This is a genomic window from Streptomyces sp. NPDC088785 (genome assembly GCF_044750685.1).
Lineage (GTDB): Bacteria > Actinomycetota > Actinomycetes > Streptomycetales > Streptomycetaceae > Streptomyces.
In genome coordinates, this window is record NZ_JBIVKH010000018.1 from 138,038 (window position 1) to 157,465 (window position 19,428).

General features: G+C 72.8%; 15 protein-coding genes. 7 read left to right on the forward strand and 8 right to left on the reverse strand.

Features of this window, described 5'->3' with window-relative positions:
* The first annotated feature begins 81 nt into the window (after positions 1-81).
* On the forward strand, positions 82-783 hold the full coding sequence (locus tag ACIP5K_RS32980) for a FadR/GntR family transcriptional regulator (RefSeq protein WP_401415533.1): 702 nt from the start codon (positions 82-84) through the stop codon (positions 781-783).
* 60 nt (positions 784-843) lie between these two features.
* Here ACIP5K_RS32980 and ACIP5K_RS32985 read toward each other — a convergent pair whose 3' ends face one another.
* The 8 genes from ACIP5K_RS32985 to ACIP5K_RS33020 all read right to left on the reverse strand — a co-directional run bounded on the left by ACIP5K_RS32985 (position 844) and on the right by ACIP5K_RS33020 (position 10,792).
* Positions 844-1,224 (reverse strand): YchJ family protein, encoded by a 381-nt coding sequence (locus ACIP5K_RS32985; protein WP_401415534.1) that lies wholly within the window; start codon positions 1,222-1,224, stop codon positions 844-846.
* A gap of 22 nt (positions 1,225-1,246) precedes the next feature.
* Positions 1,247-3,526, reverse strand: a complete 2,280-nt coding sequence (locus ACIP5K_RS32990) for a glycoside hydrolase family 3 N-terminal domain-containing protein (protein ID WP_401415536.1) — start codon at positions 3,524-3,526, stop codon at positions 1,247-1,249.
* Complete coding sequence (locus ACIP5K_RS32995; protein WP_401415537.1) at positions 3,523-5,457, reverse strand: cellulase family glycosylhydrolase; 1,935 nt, start codon at positions 5,455-5,457, stop codon at positions 3,523-3,525. Before ACIP5K_RS32995 ends, ACIP5K_RS32990 begins: the two co-directional genes overlap by 4 nt.
* A gap of 61 nt (positions 5,458-5,518) precedes the next feature.
* Positions 5,519-6,544, reverse strand: coding sequence for a LacI family DNA-binding transcriptional regulator (locus ACIP5K_RS33000; RefSeq protein ID WP_401415539.1), 1,026 nt, complete (start codon positions 6,542-6,544; stop codon positions 5,519-5,521).
* Positions 6,541-7,398, reverse strand: a complete 858-nt coding sequence (locus ACIP5K_RS33005; RefSeq protein ID WP_401415541.1) for a carbohydrate ABC transporter permease — start codon at positions 7,396-7,398, stop codon at positions 6,541-6,543. Before ACIP5K_RS33005 ends, ACIP5K_RS33000 begins: the two co-directional genes overlap by 4 nt.
* A 20-nt stretch (positions 7,399-7,418) precedes the next feature.
* The gene (locus tag ACIP5K_RS33010; protein WP_401415543.1) at positions 7,419-8,360 is read right to left on the reverse strand and encodes a carbohydrate ABC transporter permease; all 942 of its coding nucleotides are present in this window, start codon (positions 8,358-8,360) and stop codon (positions 7,419-7,421) included.
* A 50-nt stretch (positions 8,361-8,410) separates the two neighbouring features.
* Positions 8,411-9,688: an ABC transporter substrate-binding protein gene (locus ACIP5K_RS33015; RefSeq protein WP_401415544.1), complete on the reverse strand. Its 1,278-nt coding sequence runs from the start codon at positions 9,686-9,688 to the stop codon at positions 8,411-8,413.
* A 189-nt stretch (positions 9,689-9,877) separates the two neighbouring features.
* Complete coding sequence (locus ACIP5K_RS33020; RefSeq protein WP_401415546.1) at positions 9,878-10,792, reverse strand: helix-turn-helix domain-containing protein; 915 nt, start codon at positions 10,790-10,792, stop codon at positions 9,878-9,880.
* Positions 10,793-10,976: 184 nt separating this feature from the next.
* Here ACIP5K_RS33020 and tkt point away from each other — a divergent pair, with 184 nt between their 5' ends.
* From tkt to gnd, 6 genes are read left to right on the forward strand one after another with little or no spacing between them, the layout of a single operon-like run.
* Entirely contained in the window at positions 10,977-13,073 is a 2,097-nt protein-coding gene (gene tkt, locus ACIP5K_RS33025) for a transketolase (RefSeq protein ID WP_401415548.1), read from the forward strand.
* Between the two features lie 50 nt (positions 13,074-13,123).
* Positions 13,124-14,251 carry a transaldolase gene (gene tal, locus ACIP5K_RS33030; protein WP_401415550.1) on the forward strand — a complete coding sequence of 376 codons (1,128 nt, stop codon included), beginning with the start codon at positions 13,124-13,126 and terminating at the stop codon, positions 14,249-14,251.
* The gene (zwf, locus tag ACIP5K_RS33035) at positions 14,248-15,795 is read left to right on the forward strand and encodes a glucose-6-phosphate dehydrogenase (RefSeq protein ID WP_401415552.1); all 1,548 of its coding nucleotides are present in this window, start codon (positions 14,248-14,250) and stop codon (positions 15,793-15,795) included. The genes tal and zwf overlap by 4 nt, the downstream gene beginning before the upstream one ends.
* Positions 15,792-16,733 (forward strand): glucose-6-phosphate dehydrogenase assembly protein OpcA, encoded by a 942-nt coding sequence (opcA, locus tag ACIP5K_RS33040; protein WP_401415554.1) that lies wholly within the window; start codon positions 15,792-15,794, stop codon positions 16,731-16,733. The genes zwf and opcA overlap by 4 nt, the downstream gene beginning before the upstream one ends.
* Positions 16,726-18,381: a glucose-6-phosphate isomerase gene (gene pgi / locus ACIP5K_RS33045; protein ID WP_401415556.1), complete on the forward strand. Its 1,656-nt coding sequence runs from the start codon at positions 16,726-16,728 to the stop codon at positions 18,379-18,381. Before opcA ends, pgi begins: the two co-directional genes overlap by 8 nt.
* A 43-nt stretch (positions 18,382-18,424) precedes the next feature.
* Entirely contained in the window at positions 18,425-19,300 is an 876-nt protein-coding gene (gnd, locus tag ACIP5K_RS33050; protein ID WP_401415558.1) for a phosphogluconate dehydrogenase (NAD(+)-dependent, decarboxylating), read from the forward strand.
* Positions 19,301-19,428 lie beyond the last annotated feature (128 nt).

Consider the following 19,428-nt stretch of genomic DNA (forward strand, 5'->3'; position numbering starts at 1 on the left):
ACTCAAACGCAATAGGTCCGACAAATTCAAGAGGGTGTGATCTATAAGTCAGACCTTTGACCCCCGGGCTAGTCTTTTCCCATGACCACTCAGGACCGGGGGCTGCACGCCCGGGTACTCGACAGCCTCGGCCCCGCCATCACGGCGGGCGAGTACCCCGCGGGGAGCGTGCTGCGCACCGACGAGCTCGCCCAGCGGTTCGAGGTGTCGCGTTCGGTGATGCGCGAGGCGGTCCGGGTCCTGGAGTCGATGAACCTCGTGACCTCGCGGCGCCGGGTGGGCGTGACGGTGCTCGCCGCACCGGAGTGGAACGTCTACGACCCGCGCGTCATCCGCTGGCGGCTCGCCGGGACCGACCGGCCGCGCCAGCTGCGCTCGCTCACCGTGCTGCGATCCGCGCTGGAGCCGGTGGCGGCGGGGCTCGCCGCCCGGTACGCGACGGCCGAGCAGTGCGCGCGGCTCACCGAGTGCGCGCTCGGCATGGTGGCCACCTCACGCGGACAGCAGCTGGAGAAGTACCTCGTCCACGACATCGAGTTCCACCGCACGGTGCTCAACGCCTCCGGCAACGAGATGTTCGCGCACCTCGGCGACCTCGTCGCGGAGGTCCTCTCGGGGCGCACCCACCACCAGGTCATGTTCGAGGACCCGGACCCGGCGGCCGTCACGCTGCACGTGCGGGTCGCCGAAGCCGTACGGGAGGGGGACGCGGAGCGGGCCGAGTCCCTGACCCGCGAGATCGCCGTCGGCGCGCTCCAGGAACTCGACATCCTGGCGCCCTGACCGCCCTGACCGCCCTGACCGCCCTGACCGCCCTGACCGCCCTGACCCGCCCCCGCGGCCCTACTCGACGAAGTCGCCGTCCACATAGACCCAGGCGCCGTCCACCCGCGCGAAACGGCTCCGCTCGTGCAGCACCCCGCCCTGGTAGCGCGCCCGGAACGTGACGGTGCCCTCCTGGTGGAAGGCCGACCCCGCCGTGGTCCCCACGATGTCGAGGCCGGTCCACCGCGGCGCGTCCGCGAAGTCGAGCACGGCCGGCCGGGTGTCCGGATGCCAGGTGCGCAGCAGGTACGGCCCGTCCTGGCGGACGAACGCGGCATAGCGCGAACGCATCAGCGCCTCGGCCGTCGGGGCCCCGGCCCGGCCGGAGTGGTACCGGCCGCAGCAGGTCTCGTAGGACCGCGGCAGGCCGCAGGGGCAGGTGGGGGCGGTGCGTGACATGGGGCCCACGATAATCCCCGCGTCAGCACGGCGCCGCCGCACCGGTCACGGTCAGCGGCGCGCCCCGGGTGCGGTCGGAGGCGGGCCCGGTCTCCAGCACCAACTCGCCCGGCTCCACCCGGAGTTCGAGATCCCGCCCGACCGAGGCGAGGGTCTCGGCGGTCACCGGCAGGACCACCTCGCGCCGCTCGCCCGGCGCGAGATCCACCCGCGCGAACCCGCGCAGCTCCCGCACCCGGGGCCACGACGAGCCCCCCGACCGGCGGCGCACGTACAGCTGCACCGTCTCCCGCACCGCGGCCCCGCCCGTGTGCGCGACGGTGACCGTGCAGGTCAGCTCGGGGTCGGCGGCGGACACCACGGACCGGCTCAGGCGCGGCGCGCCGTACTCGACCGTGCCGTACGACAGGCCGTGCCCGAACGCGTACCGGGCCGTCGCGGGCTGGTCCGCGTAGCCGCGGTAGCCGTGGTCCTTGCCGTTGTAGAAGACGGGCAGCTGCGCCGCCGAGCGCGGCACCGACACCGGCAGCCGCCCCGCGGGCGCGACGGCCCCGAACAGGACGTCCGCGACGGCCCGCCCGCCCCACGGCCCCGGGTACCAGGCGCACAGCACGGCCGCCGCCCGCGCGAACCGGTCCGGCAGCGCGTGCGGGCGGCCCTGCACCAGCACCACCACGACCGGCACGCCGGTCGCGGCCACGGCGTCGAACAGCGCCGACTGGCCCTCCGGCAGCGTCAGTTCCGCCAGGTCGACACCCTCGCCGCAGGTCATCGCGGCCGGATTGCCGGACGCGACGACCGCCGCCCCGTTCGCCTCGAACCGGGTGTCGTCCTCCCGGGCGCTCGACCCGCCCAGCACGAGCACCGCCACGTCCGCGCCCGCCGCCGTCGCCACCGCGTGCTCCCGCCCGGACGGGTCGGCGCCGACCAGCTCGCAGCCGCGCGCGTACACCACCTCGCGGTCCGCGCCCGCGACGGCCCGGATCCCGTCGAGGACCGTCGCGCCGGTGCCGGGCCGCTGCGGCGCCGTGTAGTCGCCGATCTGCTGCGGCACCGAGTCCGCGTTCGGGCCGAGCACCGCGATCCGGCGCACCCCGGGGCCCAGCGGCAGCGCGCGGCCGTCGTGACCGAGCAGGGTCACGCAGGCGCGGGCCAGCCGCTCGCCCGCCTCCCGGGCGCCGCCACCGGGTGCGCGCTCACCCACGTACGGGCTCTCGAACAGCCCGAGCCGGAACTTGAGGGTGAGGACGCGCGCCACCGCCGTGTCCAGCGCCGCCGGCGCGACCAGACCGCGCTCGACGGCCTCCCCGAGCCGCGGGAACGCGCCGTCCCACAGGCTCAGGTCGGTCCCCGCCGACAGCGCCATCGCACCCGCCGCCACCGGATCGCCCGCCAGCCGCACCAGCCGGTCGAGGGCGCCGCCGTCCGCCATCACGATCCCGTCGAACCCCCAGCGCTCCCGCAGGAGTCCGGTGAGGAGGTACGGGTTCGCGGCGCACGGCAGGCCGTCGAACTCGTTGTAGGCGGCCATCACCCCGGCCGCCCCGGCCCGCACCCCCGCGCGGGCCGCCGCCAGGTGCACCTCGTGCAGCTCGCGCACGCCCAGCTCGGTCGCCGCGCTGTTGCGGCCCCCGACCGTCGCGCCCTGCCCCGCGAAGTGCTTCAGCACGACACCGACACCCGCCGACCGCGCGCCCCGCACCAGCGCCCCGGTGAACCGGGCGGCCAGATACGGGTCCTCGCCGAAGCACTCCTCGGCCCGCCCCCAGCGCGGGTCGCGCACCAGGTCGAGCGCCGAGACCAGCGCCAGGTGCCCGCCGCGCGCCCGCAGTTCGGCGGCAGCGGCGGCCGCCGCCTCCTCGTACAGGCCGGGGTCCCAGGAGGCGCCCACCGCCAGATTCACCGGCAGCACCGTGCCGTCGAGCGCCTGGTGCCCGTGCGGCATCTCCTCGACCATCAGGACCGGGATGCCGAGCCGGGTCCCCTCGACGGCGCAGCGCTGCACCGCGTCGGCGACCGGGGCCGCGTCCGCCGCCGTGATCCCGTCCGCGAAGGTGACGCCCGACCACGGATCGGCGCGCTGCAACCCGTACAGGGCGCCCATCCCGTCGTACGCGGCGACCTCCGACCGGAACGCCTCCGTCAGCCGGAACGCCCCGCCGGCCGTCCGCTCGTACGCGTCCCAGCCGTACAGCCGCTGGTTGACCTGGCCGACCTTCTCGGCGAGCGTCATCCGGCCGAGCAGGTCCCGCACGCGCCGGGCGACCGGCGCGGCCGGGTCCCGGTACACCGGCACGCTCACCGCAGCTCCAGCACCCGCACGCCGAACGCGGCGAGCGTCACCTCGGTGACCGGCGCGCCCGTCGCCAGGTCGTGCAGGGTGCCCGCCGTCCGGGGGGACACCGTCAGCTCCGCGTCGTCCTGGCTGACCAGCCACACGAACCGGCGCCCGTCCGCGTGCTCCAGGACGTCCGCGCCGACGAACGGCGAGTCGACCGTCACCGGCCGCGCCACCCCGGCGACCTCGGCCAGCGCCGCGTACAGCAGATGCGTCTGCTCCGGGTTCGCCCGCGCCGTGCGCGCCGCCATGTGCTCCAGCGGATACGTGGCCAGCACGGTGCGCCCGCGCCCGGTCTCGCGGCACAGCAGCGCCGGGCGGCCGTGCCCGTCCACCGCGACGACCCGCGCGTCCTTCGCCACCACCGGCAGGTAGGCCCGGCTGTCCTCGTTGCCCGCGACCGGGAAGCGCAGCGACCGGCCGGCCCGGATGCCGCCGAAGTCCTCCCGGAACGTCAGCTCCAGGGTGTCGTCCTCGATCGGCTCCGCCACCCCGTACGAGAGCTGCTGCTCGACCCCGAACAGCCCGTCCAGGTCGTCGAACCAGGGGCCGCGCGTCCCCGGGTGCTCGCCCGAGCAGAACGACAGGTACACCGTGGCGCCCTCCTCCGCCCGGCGGCGCAGCGCCCGCGTGGTCCGCGTCGTCAGCTGCCGGGTGGCGGGCAGCAGGTACAGCCGCACGTCGTCCGTGATGCCGTCCGCCTCCCGGGTCAGCGCCGCCGGCAGGTCCGCGGCGCGCGACGCGACGTAACCCTGGTGCAGCGCGCCGAAGATGAGCGGGCGGTCGGCCGGGCGGCTGTAGGGGTAGCCGCGCTCCAGGAACGCGGGCACGACGAACGCCGCGCCGGTGTCCGCGCGCCGGCAGCGCGCGAAGTCGACGTGCTTCAACACATCGGCGAACGCCGCCAGTTCGCGCAGCGGGGCCTTGGGGGCGCCGGCGCCGTCCGTGATGCCGAAGTGCATCTCGAAGGGGTGGTGGTCGTACGGCGACCGGTCCCACAGGTCGTCGTAGTCGGTGTTGTTCCACGCGATCCAGCCCGTGGCGCCGCCGAGCAGCGAGGTGTGCAGGGTCTGCCGGTAGTACACGCCCGCGTTCTCGGCGGACACCGTGTCCGTGGAGACGCCGAACTCCTCCAGGACCACCGGCCGGCCGGTCACCGACGCCAGCTCGCACTCGAAGGCCGCCCGGTAGTGCTGGCGGACCCGGTCGGTGTCCGAGCGGTAGACGTGCGGGCCGACGAAGTCCACGTACTCGGCGGTGTCGCGCAGCGAGAAGCCGTTGTCGCGGCCCGTCACCTCGATGCCCCAGGCGCCGTCGCCGAGCGAGACGGGCTGGGTGGCGCCCGCCGCGCGCACCGCGTTGCACATCGCCTGCGCCCACGCGGTCACGACGTCGCTGTGCGGCGGGTCGACCTGGTAGATCCGGCCGTAGCCCGGCATCTCGTTGGTGATCAGCCAGCCGGTCACGGCCGGGTGGTCCTTGAAGCGGCGGGTCATCTGCGAGGCGAACCACGCCTGCCGGCCCACCATCCACACGTCCTCGTACAGGTCCCGGCCGCCGCGCCACGCCGGGTCCCAGTTCTCGCCCGACATGTGCCCGACGATGAACGTCGGCACCGTGCCCATCCCCAGCTCCCGGTGGGCGTCGAGGAAGTCGTCGAACCTTTCGCACAACTCCTCGTCGACGCGGTGCGGTTCGGGGTGGAAGTCCGGCCAGTAGAAGAACGAGCGGGTCATGTTCAGTCCGTGCCCGCGCAGCACGGCCAGCTCCTCGCGCACCACCTTCGGGTCGTAGTCGCGCCACATCAGGGGGCCGCCGGTGCGGGACCAGAAGTTGGCGCCGAGCCAGGGCAGGACGGCGGCGTCGTGGGTCAGGTGGGCGCTGTGGCGTCGCATGGTGGTGGGGGACTCCGTTGCAGTGCTGTCGGGGTGCTGTCGGGGTGCTGTCGGTCAGAGGTCAGAAGGCGGGCGCGGGGCCGGTCGACTCGCGCACGAGCAGCGCGGGCCGGCCGTCGAGCGGCACGTCGGGCACGTCCTCGCCGCACCGGGCGAGCAGCGCCCGCGCGGCGGCGGCGCCGACCCGCTGCACCTGCTGGTCGACCGTGGTCAGCCGCGGGTGCAGCCAGCGGCCGAGCGGCAGGTTGTCGTAGCCGACGACCGACAGGTCCTCGGGCACGCGCAGGCCCGCGCGCTGGGCGGTGCCGATCCCGCACACCGCCATCGAGTCGTTGGCGTAGACGAGGGCCGTCGGCCGGTCGGCGCGGGCGAGCAGGTCCTTCGTCGCGGCGACGGCCGCCGCCTCGCTGAAGTCGGTGTGCAGGACCGCCGCGGGCACCGGCCCCAGGGCCTCCTGGAAGGCGGCGAGCCGGAGCCGGGTGTGCGCCAGCTCGGCGGGGCCCGCGACGTACGCGACCCGGCGATGCCCCCGCTCCCGCAGATGCGCGGCGACCTCCCGCACCCCGGCGCCCTGGTCGGCGAGCCCGACCACCGGCACCCCCGGCGTGGGCGCGCCGAGCAGCACCGCGGGCAGGCCGAGCCGGGCCAGCAGCGCCGGGCGCGGGTCGTCGGCCCGCGCGTCGGTGAGGACCGCGCCGTCCACCCGCTTCCCGGCGGCGAGCCGCTCGTACAGCGCGCCCTCCTCGGCGACGTCGGCCACCAGGTGCAGCAGCAGGCCGTAGCCGCGCGGCGCCAGCTCGCCCTCGATACCGGTGATCAGCTCGCTGAAGTGCGGGTCGGCGCCCAGCACGTCCGTCGGCCTGCGCACCACCAGCGCCAGGGTGCGGGTCCGCGCGCTGCGCAGCGCCGACGCCGACGCGCTCGGCGACCAGCCCAGGTCGACGGCGGCCGCGAGGATCCGCCGCCGGGTCGACTCCGCCAGCCGCCCCTTGTCGTTGAACGCCTGCGACACGGCCGCCGTCGACACCCCGGCCGCCGCCGCCACCGCCTTGATGGTCGGCCGCGCACCCGTTTTCGCCCCGCTCACATCTTCACCGCCCCACTCACCAGAGCCTGCTGCATCCGCTTCTGGAGCACCGTATAGACCACCCACACCGGAACCAGGGTCAGGACCGTCCCCGCGGTGAGCACGCCGTAGTCGGTGCCCGTGACGGCCTTCAGGGTGGGCAGCGCGACCTGCACGGTGCGCTGCGCCGGGTCGGGGCCGACGATGACGAGCGAGTACAGGTACTCGTTCCAGAACGTCAGGAAGTTCAGCAGCAGCACCGTCGCGATGCCCGGCAGGCACATCGGCGTGTACACGTGCCGCAGCACCGCGAAGGTCGAGGCGCCGTCGAGCCGGGCCGCCTCCTCCATCTCCTTCGGGATCGTCCGCATGAACTGCACCAGGATCACCACGGACAGCGGCATCGCCGTCGCCGGCAGGAACAGCACCATGAAGGTCCGGGTGTGGAACAGGCCCGTCGCGGCGGCCAGCAGGAACGTCGGGAACAGGGCGGCGAACGTCGGGATCAGGAACCCGAGCGAGAACACCTTCTCCACCACCGACGCGAGCCGCCCCGTCGAGCGCGCCAGCGCGAACGCCGCCGGGATCGCGAGCAGCAGGGTCAGCGCCAGCGAGAACCCCGTCACCAGGGCCGAGTTGACCACCGCCAGACCCAGGTCGGCGCTGGTGAACGCCGTCGAGAAGTTGTGGAACGAGAACGACGTCGGCAGCGCGAAGGGGTGCGCGAAGATCTCGTCGTTCGACTTGAACGCCGAGGCGACGAAGTAGTACAGCGGGACGACCAGGAGCACCGCGTACAGCCACACGAGGAGATGTGCGGGCAGCCACGCCCGGCCGAACTTCGACCGGGCCTGCGGACGGGCCGGGGACTTCATGACGTACGGCTCCGATCGGTTCAGTGGGACGCGCGGAACACGCGCCGGATGGTGAGCAGTCCGACGAGGCCGACGAGGAAGAGGAGGACGCCGACGGTCTGGCTGTAGCCGAGGTCCGCCGCGACGAACGCCTTCTGGTAGACGAGGAACGACAGCGTCGTCGACGAGCTGCCCGGCCCGCCCTGGGTGAGCAGCAGCACGTGCTGCGCGGACCCGAACAGCGTCCACAGGAACTGAAGCATCGTCACCACGCCCACGTAGTCCCGGATCACCGGGAAGTGGATCCGCCACATGGCCCGCCAGTGCCCGGCCCCGTCCAGCTGCGCGGCCTCGCCCAGCTCCTCCGGCACGCTGCCGAGCCGGGCCGCGAACAGCACCGCCGTGAAGCCGATGCCCGCCCAGACGTCCAGGGCGATCAGGCAGGCGAGCGCCGTCGACGGCGAGGCCAGCCAGGCGTCGGCCAGCGAACCGAGCCCGACCGCCTCAAGCCCGCCGTTGAGCAGCCCGTCGGGGGACAGGGCCGCGTAGAAGACCATCGCCTTGGCCGGGGTCGAGATCAGCCCGGGGATGAAGAGCAGGTACCGGATGACGCGATGCCCGGGCGGCCGCTGCGCCACGTAGTAGCCGACCATGTACGCGCAGACCACCATCACGGGGACGGCGACGGCCAGTTGGACCGCCGTGTTCCGCACGGCGTCCCAGAACACGGGGTCCGCGAAGACGGTCCGCACGTTGTCGGCCCCGGCGAACGACACCGGCTGGAGCATGCCCGGCCAGTGCAGCGCCGCCACCACGAAGATGGCGACCAGCGGCCCGACCATGAACACCAGGTACCAGGCGAGCGCGGGCACCGCGAGCACCGTGCCGCCCTGGCGGCGCGGGCGGGCGCCGGGCCCGGGCGGCGGCGGGACCGGGCGGCGGACCGCCGTGCCGCCCGCCGCCGTGGACGTCGTAGTCGCCATGAGCAACTCCCTTGCGAAGGAGGAGAGGAGGGGAAGGGCGGGGCGGGCGGTCAGACGCCGCGGTAGGCGGCTTCGAGGACCTGGCGGACCTTCGCCGCGCTCGTGCCGCGCGTGAAGGACGTGCTGGTCGCCGTGATCAGCGGCTGGCTCGCCGCGGGCGGCACGAACACGTCCGGCAGCAGCACCTCGCTGACGGCGCCGCCGAGCCGCTGCGCCGCCGCCACCAGCGGGAAGTCCGTGCTCACCGCGTCCGTGCGCAGCGCCATGTCCCGGCCCGCCTCCTCGACGAACCGGGCGACGGTGTCCTCGCGGTAGAAGAACTTCAGGAACTTCTCGACGGCGTCGATCTTCTTCGTGCCGTTCGGGCTGACCCAGAAGCCGATGAGGGTGTAGGTGCGGATGACCGTCGGCCTGTCGTGCGCCCCGCCCGGCGCCAGGGGCCAGCCGCCCACGTCCGTGTGGCGCGCCACCGCCTCCGGGACCTTCGCCAGCGCCGACGACATCGCCGACTGCACCGCGGCGGCCTGCGTGTTGAACTGCGTCGCCATCGAGTCGGACGTCAGGCCCTGCGCCTTGTCGGTGAAGACGCCCGCGTCGCGCAGCTCGACGAAGTACTCGATGCCCCGGCGCGCGCCCCGCCCGCCGAAGTCGCCGGTCGTGTAGACGTGCCGGGCCTCGTCCCGGCTCAGGAACGTCTGGACGACCTGGGCGAGCAGCTTCTGCCCGGTCCAGTCGTTGCCGCCGACGGTGACGGGGGAGAGGTTCTGGCCGCGCAGCCTGCGCGCCGCGCCGATCAGTTCGTCACCGGTGACGGGGATGCGGCCGACACCGGCCCGGTCGAGCAGCGACCGGTTGAAGGCCACCGGCCAGTTCGTGGCGAAGTACGGGAAGGCGCGCAGCCGGCCCCGGGCGTCGGTCCAGGCGTCGAGCGCCACGTCCCGCACCCGCCCGCGCAGCCCCCAGTCGTCCAGATAGTCCTTGACGTCGACCGTCGCGCCGACGTCCGTCCAGGCCAGCGTCTTGTCGTACAGGTTGACCATGACGACGTCCGGCTCCTTGCGCGCCAGCCGTGAGGTCTCGTAGACCTGCGCGAGGTCGTCGCCGTTGACGAGGTTGCGCACCTTCAGGCCGCTCTCCTCGCGGAACCGGTCGAGCGCCGCGAGATACGTCGGTGAGCCGGGCGCCGTGGTGCCGAGCTGGCTGTGCACCACGAGGGTGTCGGGGTCGTCGTCGGCCGCGGCGAGCGAGGAGCAGCCGGACAGGGCGGAGGCGGCGGCGAAGGCGCCGCCGGCGGCGAGGAATCCGCGCCGGCTCAGCGGTGAGGGCACAGCGGTAGGTCTCCAACCGGGAGTGGTTAATCGATATACCTACGGGGGTGCCAGCACCGTACGAGGGCCCGGGGGCCGGGTCAACCCCCTGTTGCGCAGGGTGAAACGGCGGCGGTCCGGCGCGCGCGTGGCGGGTCAGGGGGGGGCGGTGCTGGCCGCGGCGGTGCGGCGGTGTGGCGGCGCGCGGGCTCAGACCTGCTCGGCGCGGAAACCGGCCGGGGTCAGCCCCGCGTGCTGCTGGAAGTACTTCGAGAAGTTCGCCGGGTCGGGGACGCCCACCGCCGCGCCGATCCGGCCCACCGGCAGGTCGGTGTGGGCCAGCAGCCGCTTCGCCTCCAGGACCACGCGCCGGTCGATGAACGCCTTCGGGGTCAGGCCGGTCGCGGCCCGCACCGCGCGGACCAGGGTGCGCCGCGAGTACCCCAGCTCGTCGGCGTACGCGCTCACGCTGTGGTTCGACGTGAACTCCTTCTCCACCGCCGCCCGGAACCGCGTGAACGTCGTGTCCGCCTGCGGTTCGAGGGCGTCGGCCGCGGCCTGCGCCGAGACGTGGGCCACCCGCAGCATGAAGGCGGTCAGGGTGTGCCGCAGGACGCTGGTGTGCAGGCTCAGCGGGAGCGTCGAGGTGTCCTGGTACTCGCGCTGCAACTGCGCCAACGACGCCTGGATCGCTTCCTGTTGGGGCTCGTCCGGGTGGAGCAGCGGCGGCCGGTCGTAGCGGTACATGCCGGTCGCCTCGACGATGGCGCGGGGCAGGAAGCCGGGCTGCATCGTCAGCCGGGTGCCGACATAGGGCTCGGTGGCGGAGAAGCCGTGCACCTGGCCCGGCCGGATCCACAGGATGTCGCCCGCCCCGACCTCGTACTCGGTGAAGTCGATCATGTGGTGGACCGGGCCGTCGCGGAAGAAGAGCAGCACGTGGAAGTCGATGCGGTGCGCCCGCCGGGAGGGGGCCGCGCCGCGCTCCCAGGGGGCGCCGGTACCCATCGGTCCGACCCGCATGCCGACCCCGGACAGGCTCTCCGCCGGGTCGAAGGGGTACGTGCGGATGTGCTCCGTCGCCCCCAGATGTGCGCTCGGATGTGCGGGGTCCTGCTCCGGCATGCGTGTTCCTCGGTGTCGGCCGTGTCTGCTGTCCCATTTTCACCGAACGCTGGCACGGGGCCACCTGTCCCCTCAAAAGTATGACCTTTAAGTTTGAACCTGTCGCGACCAGGAGCTTTGGATTCTGGCGGCAGGTGCCCCGCGGCACCTTGGACAGACAACGGATGCGAAGGAAGTCATACAGATGAGCACGCAGACACCCGACGGCCTCGACCCCTTTGAGCGCCCCTTCGAGTGGACCGAGCTCGACCAGCGCGCCGTCGACACCGCCCGCGTCCTGGCGGCGGACGCCGTGCAGAAGGTCGGCAACGGCCATCCCGGTACGGCGATGAGCCTCGCCCCCGCCGCGTACACCCTGTTCCAGAAGGCCATGCGCCACGACCCGGCCGACCCGGAGTGGACCGGCCGCGACCGCTTCGTGCTGTCGCCCGGCCACACCAGCCTGACCCTCTACACCCAGCTCTTCCTGTCCGGCTACGAGCTGGGCCTGGACGACCTGAAGGGGTTCCGCGCGCACGGCTCCAAGACCCCCGGCCACCCCGAGTACGGCCACACCGCCGGGGTCGAGACCACGACCGGCCCGCTCGGCCAGGGCGCCGCCAACGCGGTGGGCATGGCGATGGCCGCCCGCTACGAGCGCGGCCTGTTCGACCCCGAGGCCGCCCCCGGCGAGAGCCCCTTCGACCACACCGTCTGGGCCATCGTCTCCGACGGCGACCTGGAGGAGGGCGTCTCCGCCGAGGCGTCGTCGATGGCCGGCCACCAGAAGCTCGGCAACCTCGTCTTCCTCTGGGACGACAACCACATCTCCATCGAGGGCGACACCGCGACCGCCTTCTCCGAGGACGTCCTCGCCCGCTACGAGGCGTACGGCTGGCACGTGCAGCGGATCACCCCGCAGGAGAACGGCGACGTCGACGTCCGCGCCCTGCACGCCGCCCTCGCCGCCGCCAAGGCCGTGACCGACCGGCCCTCCTTCATCGCGATGCGCACGATCATCGCCTGGCCCGCCCCGTCCAAGCAGAACACCGAGGGCGCGCACGGCTCGGCGCTGGGCGACGACGAGGTGGCCGCCACCAAGCGCGTCCTCGGCTTCGACCCGGAGAAGTCCTTCGACGTCGAGGACGCCGTCGCCGCCCACGCCGGGCTCGCCCTCGACCGCGGCGCCGAGGCCCACGCGGCCTGGGACAAGAAGCTCGCCGAGTGGCGCGGGGCCAACCCCGAGCGCTCCGCGACGCTGGACCGGATCCTCGCCGGCCGCCTCCCCGAGGGCTGGGAGCAGCACCTGCCCGCCTTCGAGGCCGGCACCAAGCTCGCCACCCGCGCCGCGTCCGGCAAGGTCCTCCAGGCGCTGGGCCCGATCGTCCCCGAGCTGTGGGGCGGCTCCGCCGACCTCGCCGGCTCGAACAACACGACCATCGACAAGACCTCGTCGTTCCTGCCGGCCGGCAACACGCTGCCCGAGGCCGACCCCTACGGCCGCACGATCCACTTCGGCATCCGCGAGTTCTCGATGGCCGCCGAGATGAACGGCATCGCGCTGCACGGCAACACCCGCGTCTACGGCGGCACGTTCCTGACGTTCTCCGACTACATGCGCAACGCCGTCCGCATGTCGGCGCTCATGCAGCTCCCCGTCACGTACGTGTGGACGCACGACTCCATCGGCCTCGGCGAGGACGGCCCGACCCACCAGCCGGTCGAGCACCTGGCCTCGCTGCGCGCCATCCCGGGCCTGAACATCGTCCGCCCGGCCGACGCCAACGAGACCGCCATCGCCTGGCGCGAGATCCTGCGCCGCGGCTCGGTCAAGCCGGCCCCGCACGGCCTGGCGCTCTCCCGCCAGGGCCTGCCGACCTACGAGGCCGACGAGGCGGCCGCCAAGGGCGGTTACGTCCGCGCCGAGGCGTCCACCGGCACCCCGGACGTCATCCTGATCGCCACCGGATCCGAGGTGCAGGTCGCCGTCGCCGCCCGGGAGCGGCTGGAGGCCGAGGGCGTCGCCACCCGTGTCGTGTCGATGCCGTCCGTCGAGTGGTTCGAGGAGCAGGACGAGGCCTACCGCGCGTCCGTCCTGCCGCCGTCGGTCCGCGCCCGCGTCGCCGTCGAGGCCGGCATCGGCCTCACCTGCTACCGCTACGTCGGCGACGCCGGCCGCATCGTCTCCCTGGAGCACTTCGGCGCCTCCGCCGACGCGGACGTCCTCTTCGAGGAGTTCGGCTTCACCGCCGAGAACGTCGCCGACCAGGCCCGGGAGTCGCTGGCCGCCGCCCGCGCCTGACCCCACGACCCGCACGTACCGCGTCACACCGAAAGAAGATGAAGCACACCATGAGCAACGCCGTCAGCTCGTCGCCCCTCAAGGCCCTCTCCGACGAAGGCGTTTCCATCTGGCTGGACGACCTGTCCCGCACCCGCATCGAGTCCGGCAACCTCGCCGAACTGATCGAGAAGTCCCACGTCGTCGGCGTCACCACCAACCCGTCGATCTTCCAGGCGGCCATCGGCTCCGGCGCGGGCTACGAGGACCAGCTGGCCGACCTGGCCGTCCGCAAGGTCACCGTCGACGAGGCCGTCCGCATGATGACCACGGCCGACGTCCGCGCCGCCGCCGACATCCTGCGCCCGGTGTACGACGCCACCGGCGGCCGCGACGGCCGCGTGTCGATCGAGGTCGACCCGCGCTCGGCCCACGACACCGGAGCCACGATCGCCGAGGCCAAGCAGCTCGCCTGGCTCGTCGACCGCCCCAACGTCATGATCAAGATCCCGGCGACCCTCGCGGGCCTCCCGGCGATCACCGAGGTCATCGGCCTCGGCATCTCGGTCAACGTCACGCTGATCTTCTCCCTCGACCGCTACAAGGCCGTCATGGACGCCTACCTGGCCGGTCTGGAGAAGGCCCACGAGCGCGGCCTGGACCTCTCCACCATCCACTCCGTCGCCTCGTTCTTCGTCTCGCGCGTCGACACCGAGATCGACAAGCGGATCGACGCCCTGGGCACCGACGAGGCGAAGGCCGTGCGCGGCAGGGCCGCCCTCGCCAACGCCCGGCTCGCCTACGAGGCCTTCGAGCAGGTCTTCGCCACCGAGCGCGCCACCAGGCTGGCCGCCGCGGGCGCCCACAAGCAGCGCCCGCTGTGGGCCTCGACCGGCGTCAAGGACAAGGCGTACAAGGACACCCTCTACGTCGACGAGCTGGCCGCCCCCGGCACCGTCAACACCATGCCGGAAGGCACCCTGAACGCCACCGCCGACCACGGCGACATCCACGGCGACGCCGTCTCGGGCACCTACGGGACCGCCCGCGAGGAGCTCGCCGCCGTCGAGAAGCTCGGCATCTCCTACGACGAGGTCGTCCAGCAGCTGGAGGACGAGGCCGTCGCCAAGTTCGAGGCCGCCTGGAACGACCTGCTCGCCACGGTCGCCGACCGCCTCCGGGGCGGCGAGGCCAAGTGAGCGTCGCCTCCCTCCCGTCGCAGGAGTGGGCCAACCCGCTCCGCGACCCCCGCGACCGCCGCCTGCCGCGCGTCGCGGGCCCCTCGGGGCTCGTCATCTTCGGCGTCACCGGCGACCTGTCCCGCAAGAAGCTGATGCCGGCGGTCTACGACCTCGCCAACCGCGGTCTGCTGCCGCCCGGCTTCTCGCTCCTCGGCTTCGCCCGCCGCGAGTGGGAGGACCAGGACTTCGCCCAGGTCGTCCACGACTCGGTGCGCGAGCACGCCCGTACCCCCTTCCGCGAGGAGGTCTGGGCCCAGCTCGCCGAGGGCATGCGCTTCATCCCCGGCGACTTCGACGACGACACCGCCTTCAAGCAGCTGCGCGAGGCCGTCGACGAGCTGGACGAGAAGCAGGGCACGAGCGGCAACTACGCCTTCTACCTGTCCGTCCCGCCGAAGTTCTTCCCCAAGGTCGTGCAGCAGCTCAAGAAGCACGGCCTCGCGGACGCCCCCGACGGCTCCTGGCGGCGCGCCGTCATCGAGAAGCCGTTCGGCCACGACAGCGCGTCGGCGCGCGAGCTGAACGCGATCGTGCACGACGTGTTCGCCCCCGAGCAGGTCTTCCGCATCGACCACTACCTCGGCAAGGAGACCGTCCAGAACATCCTGGCGCTGCGCTTCGCCAACCAGATGTACGAGCCGGTCTGGAACCGCAGCTACGTCGACCACGTGCAGATCACCATGGCCGAGGACATCGGCATCGGTGGCCGCGCGGGCTACTACGACGGCATCGGCGCGGCCCGCGACGTCATCCAGAACCACCTGCTCCAGCTGCTCGCCCTCACGGCGATGGAGGAGCCGGCCGCGTTCGACGCCGAGTCGCTCGTCAACGAGAAGCTCAAGGTCCTCAAGTCCGTCCGGCTCCCCGCCGACCTGGAGCGCTCCACCGTGCGCGCCCAGTACGCGGCGGGCTGGCAGGGCGGCGAGAAGGTCCGCGGCTACCTCCAGGAAGACGGCATCGACCCGCAGTCGAAGACCGACACCTACGCCGCCGTGAAGCTGGAGATCGACAACCGCCGCTGGGCGGGCGTCCCCTTCTACCTGCGCACCGGCAAGCGCCTGGGCCGCCGCGTCACCGAGATCGCGGTCGTCTTCCAGCGCGCCCCGCACTCGCCGTTCGACTCCACCGCCACCGAGGAACTCGGCCAGAACGCGGTCGTCATCCGGGTCCAGCCCGACGAGGGCATGACCGTACGCTTCGGTTCGAAGGTCCCGGGTACTTCGATGGAGATCCGTGACGTCTCCATGGACTTCGCGTACGGCGAGTCGTTCACGGAGTCCAGCCCGGAGGCGTACGAGCGGCTGATCCTGGACGTGCTGCTCGGCGACGCCAACCTCTTCCCCCGCACGGAGGAGGTGGAGGAGTCCTGGCGCATCCTCGACCCCGTCGAGGAACACTGGGACGGCCACGGCAGGCCCGCCCAGTACGCCTCCGGCAGCTGGGGCCCCCGGGAAGCGGACGAGATGCTCGCACGAGACGGACGGAGCTGGCGCAGGCCATGAGGATCGACCTGACCGACACCACGGCAAGCAAGATCAACAAGGCGCTCGTCGAGGGGCGCCGCGCCATCGGGACGCCCGCCGTGGGCATGGTCCTGACGATGGTCATCGTCACGGACGAGGAGAACGCCTACGACGCGACGAAGGCCGCCCAGGAGGCGTCCCGCGAGCACCCCTCGCGCACCCTCGTCGTGATCAAGCGCACCGCCCGCTCCCCGCGCGACCGCCAGGGCAACCGGCTCGACGCCGAGGTCCGGGTCGGCTCCGACGCGGGCACCGGCGAGACCGTCGTCCTGCGCACCCACGGCGAGGTCAGCAGGCACGCCGACTCGGTCGTGCTGCCGCTGCTGCTGCCCGACGCGCCCGTCGTCGTGTGGTGGCCGGTGGACGCCCCGGACGAGCCCGCCAAGGACCCGCTGGGCGCCCTCGCCGCCCGCCGGATCACCGACGCCTACGCCGTCGAGGACCCGATCGGCGCCCTCGCCCTGCGCGCCGCGTCGTACGCCCCCGGCGACACCGACCTCGCCTGGACCCGCCTCACCCCGTGGCGCTCCATGCTCGCCGCCGCCCTCGACCAGGCCCGCGCCGAGATCGTCTCCGCGGCCGTCGAGTCCGAGGCCGAGAACCCCAGCGCCGAACTGCTCGCGCGCTGGCTCGGCACCCGGCTCGGCGTCCAGGTCGAGCGGATCACCACCGACGGCCCGGTCGTCACCGCGGTCCGCCTCGGCACCCCCGGCGGCGAGATCGTCATCGACCGCCCCGACGGACCGCTCGCCACCCTGACCCTGCCCGGCCAGCCGCAGCGCACCCTCGCCCTGAAGGTCCGCTCCACGGCCGAACTGATCGCCGAGGAGCTGCGCCGCCTCGACGCCGACGAGATGTACGCCGTCGCGCTGCACGGCAGCGCCTCCGGTACCAAGGAGCCCGTGGACCATGCCTGAGAACGCCCCTCTGTTGACGCGCCGCCCGCAGTGGACCGCCATCGAGGACCACCGTGCGAAGTTCAACGGCACGCACCTGCGTGACCTCTTCGCCGACGACCCGCAGCGCGCCGCGCGCTACACCGTCCAGGTCGGCGACCTGCACATCGACTACTCCAAGCACCTGATCACGGACGAGACGCTCGCCCTGCTCCAGGAACTGGCCACCGCCACCGACGTGTTCGGGCAGCGCGACGCCATGTTCCGCGGCGAGAAGATCAACACGACCGAGGACCGCGCCGTGCTGCACACGGCGCTGCGCGCCCCGGCCGACGCCGTGGTCGAGGTCGACGGCGAGAACGTCGTGCCGAAGGTGCACGCCGTCCTCGACAAGATGGCCGCCTTCGCCGACAAGGTCCGCTCCGGCGCGTGGACCGGCCACACCGGCAAGCGCATCAAGAACGTCGTGAACGTCGGCATCGGCGGCTCCGACCTCGGACCCGCCATGGCGTACGAGGCCCTGCGCCCCTACACCGCCCGCGGGCTGACGTTCCGCTTCGTGTCGAACGTGGACGGCGCCGACCTGCACGAGGCCGTCCGCGACCTCGACCCGGCCGAGACGCTGTTCGTCATCGCCTCGAAGACGTTCACCACGATCGAGACGATCACCAACGCCACCGCCGCCCGCGGCTGGCTCCTCGCCGGCCTCGGCGGCGACGAGAGCGCCGTCGCCAAGCACTTCGTCGCCCTGTCGACCAACGCCGAGAAGGTCGCCGACTTCGGCATCGACACGGCCAACATGTTCGAGTTCTGGGACTGGGTCGGCGGCCGCTACTCCTTCGACTCGGCCATCGGCCTGTCGCTGATGATCGCCATCGGCCCGGACCACTTCCGCGCCCTGCTCGACGGCTTCCACCTGGTCGACGAGCACTTCCGCACGGCGCCCGCCGAGGCCAACACCCCGCTGCTGCTCGGCCTGCTGGGCATCTGGTACGGCAACTTCCACGGCGCCCAGTCGCACGCGGTGCTGCCGTACTCGCACTACCTGTCCAAGTTCACCGCCTACCTCCAGCAGCTCGACATGGAGTCCAACGGCAAGTCCGTGGACCGCCAGGGCCGGCGCGTGGAGTGGCAGACCGGACCGGTCGTCTGGGGCACCCCGGGCACCAACGGCCAGCACGCCTACTACCAGCTCATCCACCAGGGCACCAAGCTGATCCCCGCCGACCTCATCGGCTTCGCCGAGCCCGTCGGCGAGCTGAGCGACGACCTCAAGGGCCAGCACGACCTGCTCATGGCCAACCTGTTCGCGCAGGGCCAGGCGCTCGCCTTCGGCAAGACGCCCGACGAGGTCCGCGCGGAGGGCGTCGCCGAGGACCTGGTCGCCCACAGGACGTTCCAGGGCAACCACCCGACCACGACGATCCTCGCCAGGGAGCTGACCCCCTCGGTCCTCGGCCAGCTCATCGCCCTCTACGAGCAGAAGGTGTTCGTCCAGGGCGCGGTGTGGAACATCGACTCCTTCGACCAGTGGGGCGTCGAACTCGGCAAGGTGCTCGCCAAGCGTGTCGAGCCCGCCCTCACCGAGGGCGCGGAGGTCCCCGGCCTCGACGCGTCCACCCAGGCCCTGGTCGCCACCTACCGCGCGCTGCGCGGCCGCACGTCCTGACCCCGACTCCGCATCAAAGACTCCCGAAGGTAAGTGAACTGACATGCAGCTTGGTCTCATCGGTCTCGGCAAGATGGGCGGCAACATGCGCGAGCGCATCCGCCGCGCGGGCCACGACGTCATCGGCTACGACCGCAACGCCGAGGTCTCCGACGTCGCCTCCCTCGCCGAACTGGTCGAGAAGCTCGAAGGACCGCGCGTGGTCTGGGTGATGGTCCCGGCGGGCGCCGCCACCCAGTCCACCGTCGACGAGCTCAAGGAGCTCCTGTCCGAGGGCGACATCGTCGTCGACGGCGGCAACTCCCGCTGGACGGACGACGAGAAGCACGCCGCCGAGCTGGGCGTGAAGGGCATCGGCTTCGTCGACTGCGGCGTCTCCGGCGGCGTGTGGGGCCTGGAGAACGGCTACGCGCTGATGTACGGCGGCACCGAGGAGGACGTCGCCAAGGTCCAGCCCGTCTTCGACGCCCTCAAGCCCGAGGGCGACTTCGGCGCCGTGCACGCCGGCAAGGTCGGCGCCGGCCACTTCTCCAAGATGGTCCACAACGGCATCGAGTACGCGATGATGCAGGCCTACGCCGAGGGCTGGGAGCTGCTGGAGGCCGTGGACTCGGTGACCGACGTCCGCGAGGTCTTCCGCTCCTGGCAGGAGGGCACGGTCATCCGCTCCTGGCTGCTCGACCTGGCCGTCAACGCCCTGGACGAGGACGAGCACCTCGCCGACCTGCGCGGCTTCGCGCAGGACTCCGGCGAGGGCCGCTGGACGGTCGAGGCCGCCATCGACAACTCGGTGCCGCTGCCCGCGATCACCGCCTCGCTCTTCGCCCGCTTCTCGTCCCGCCAGGACGACTCGCCGCAGATGAAGATGATCGCCGCGCTGCGCAACCAGTTCGGCGGCCACGCGGTCGAGAAGAAGTAGCACCCGCCCACCCCGGACGGCACCCCGGCCGGCGGGGGACGGGCCCCCCCACCCCGTACCGTACCCGCCCGCCGCCGCCCCACCCCGACCCCCGCCCCCAAAGGCCAACACCCACCCGCACACACACC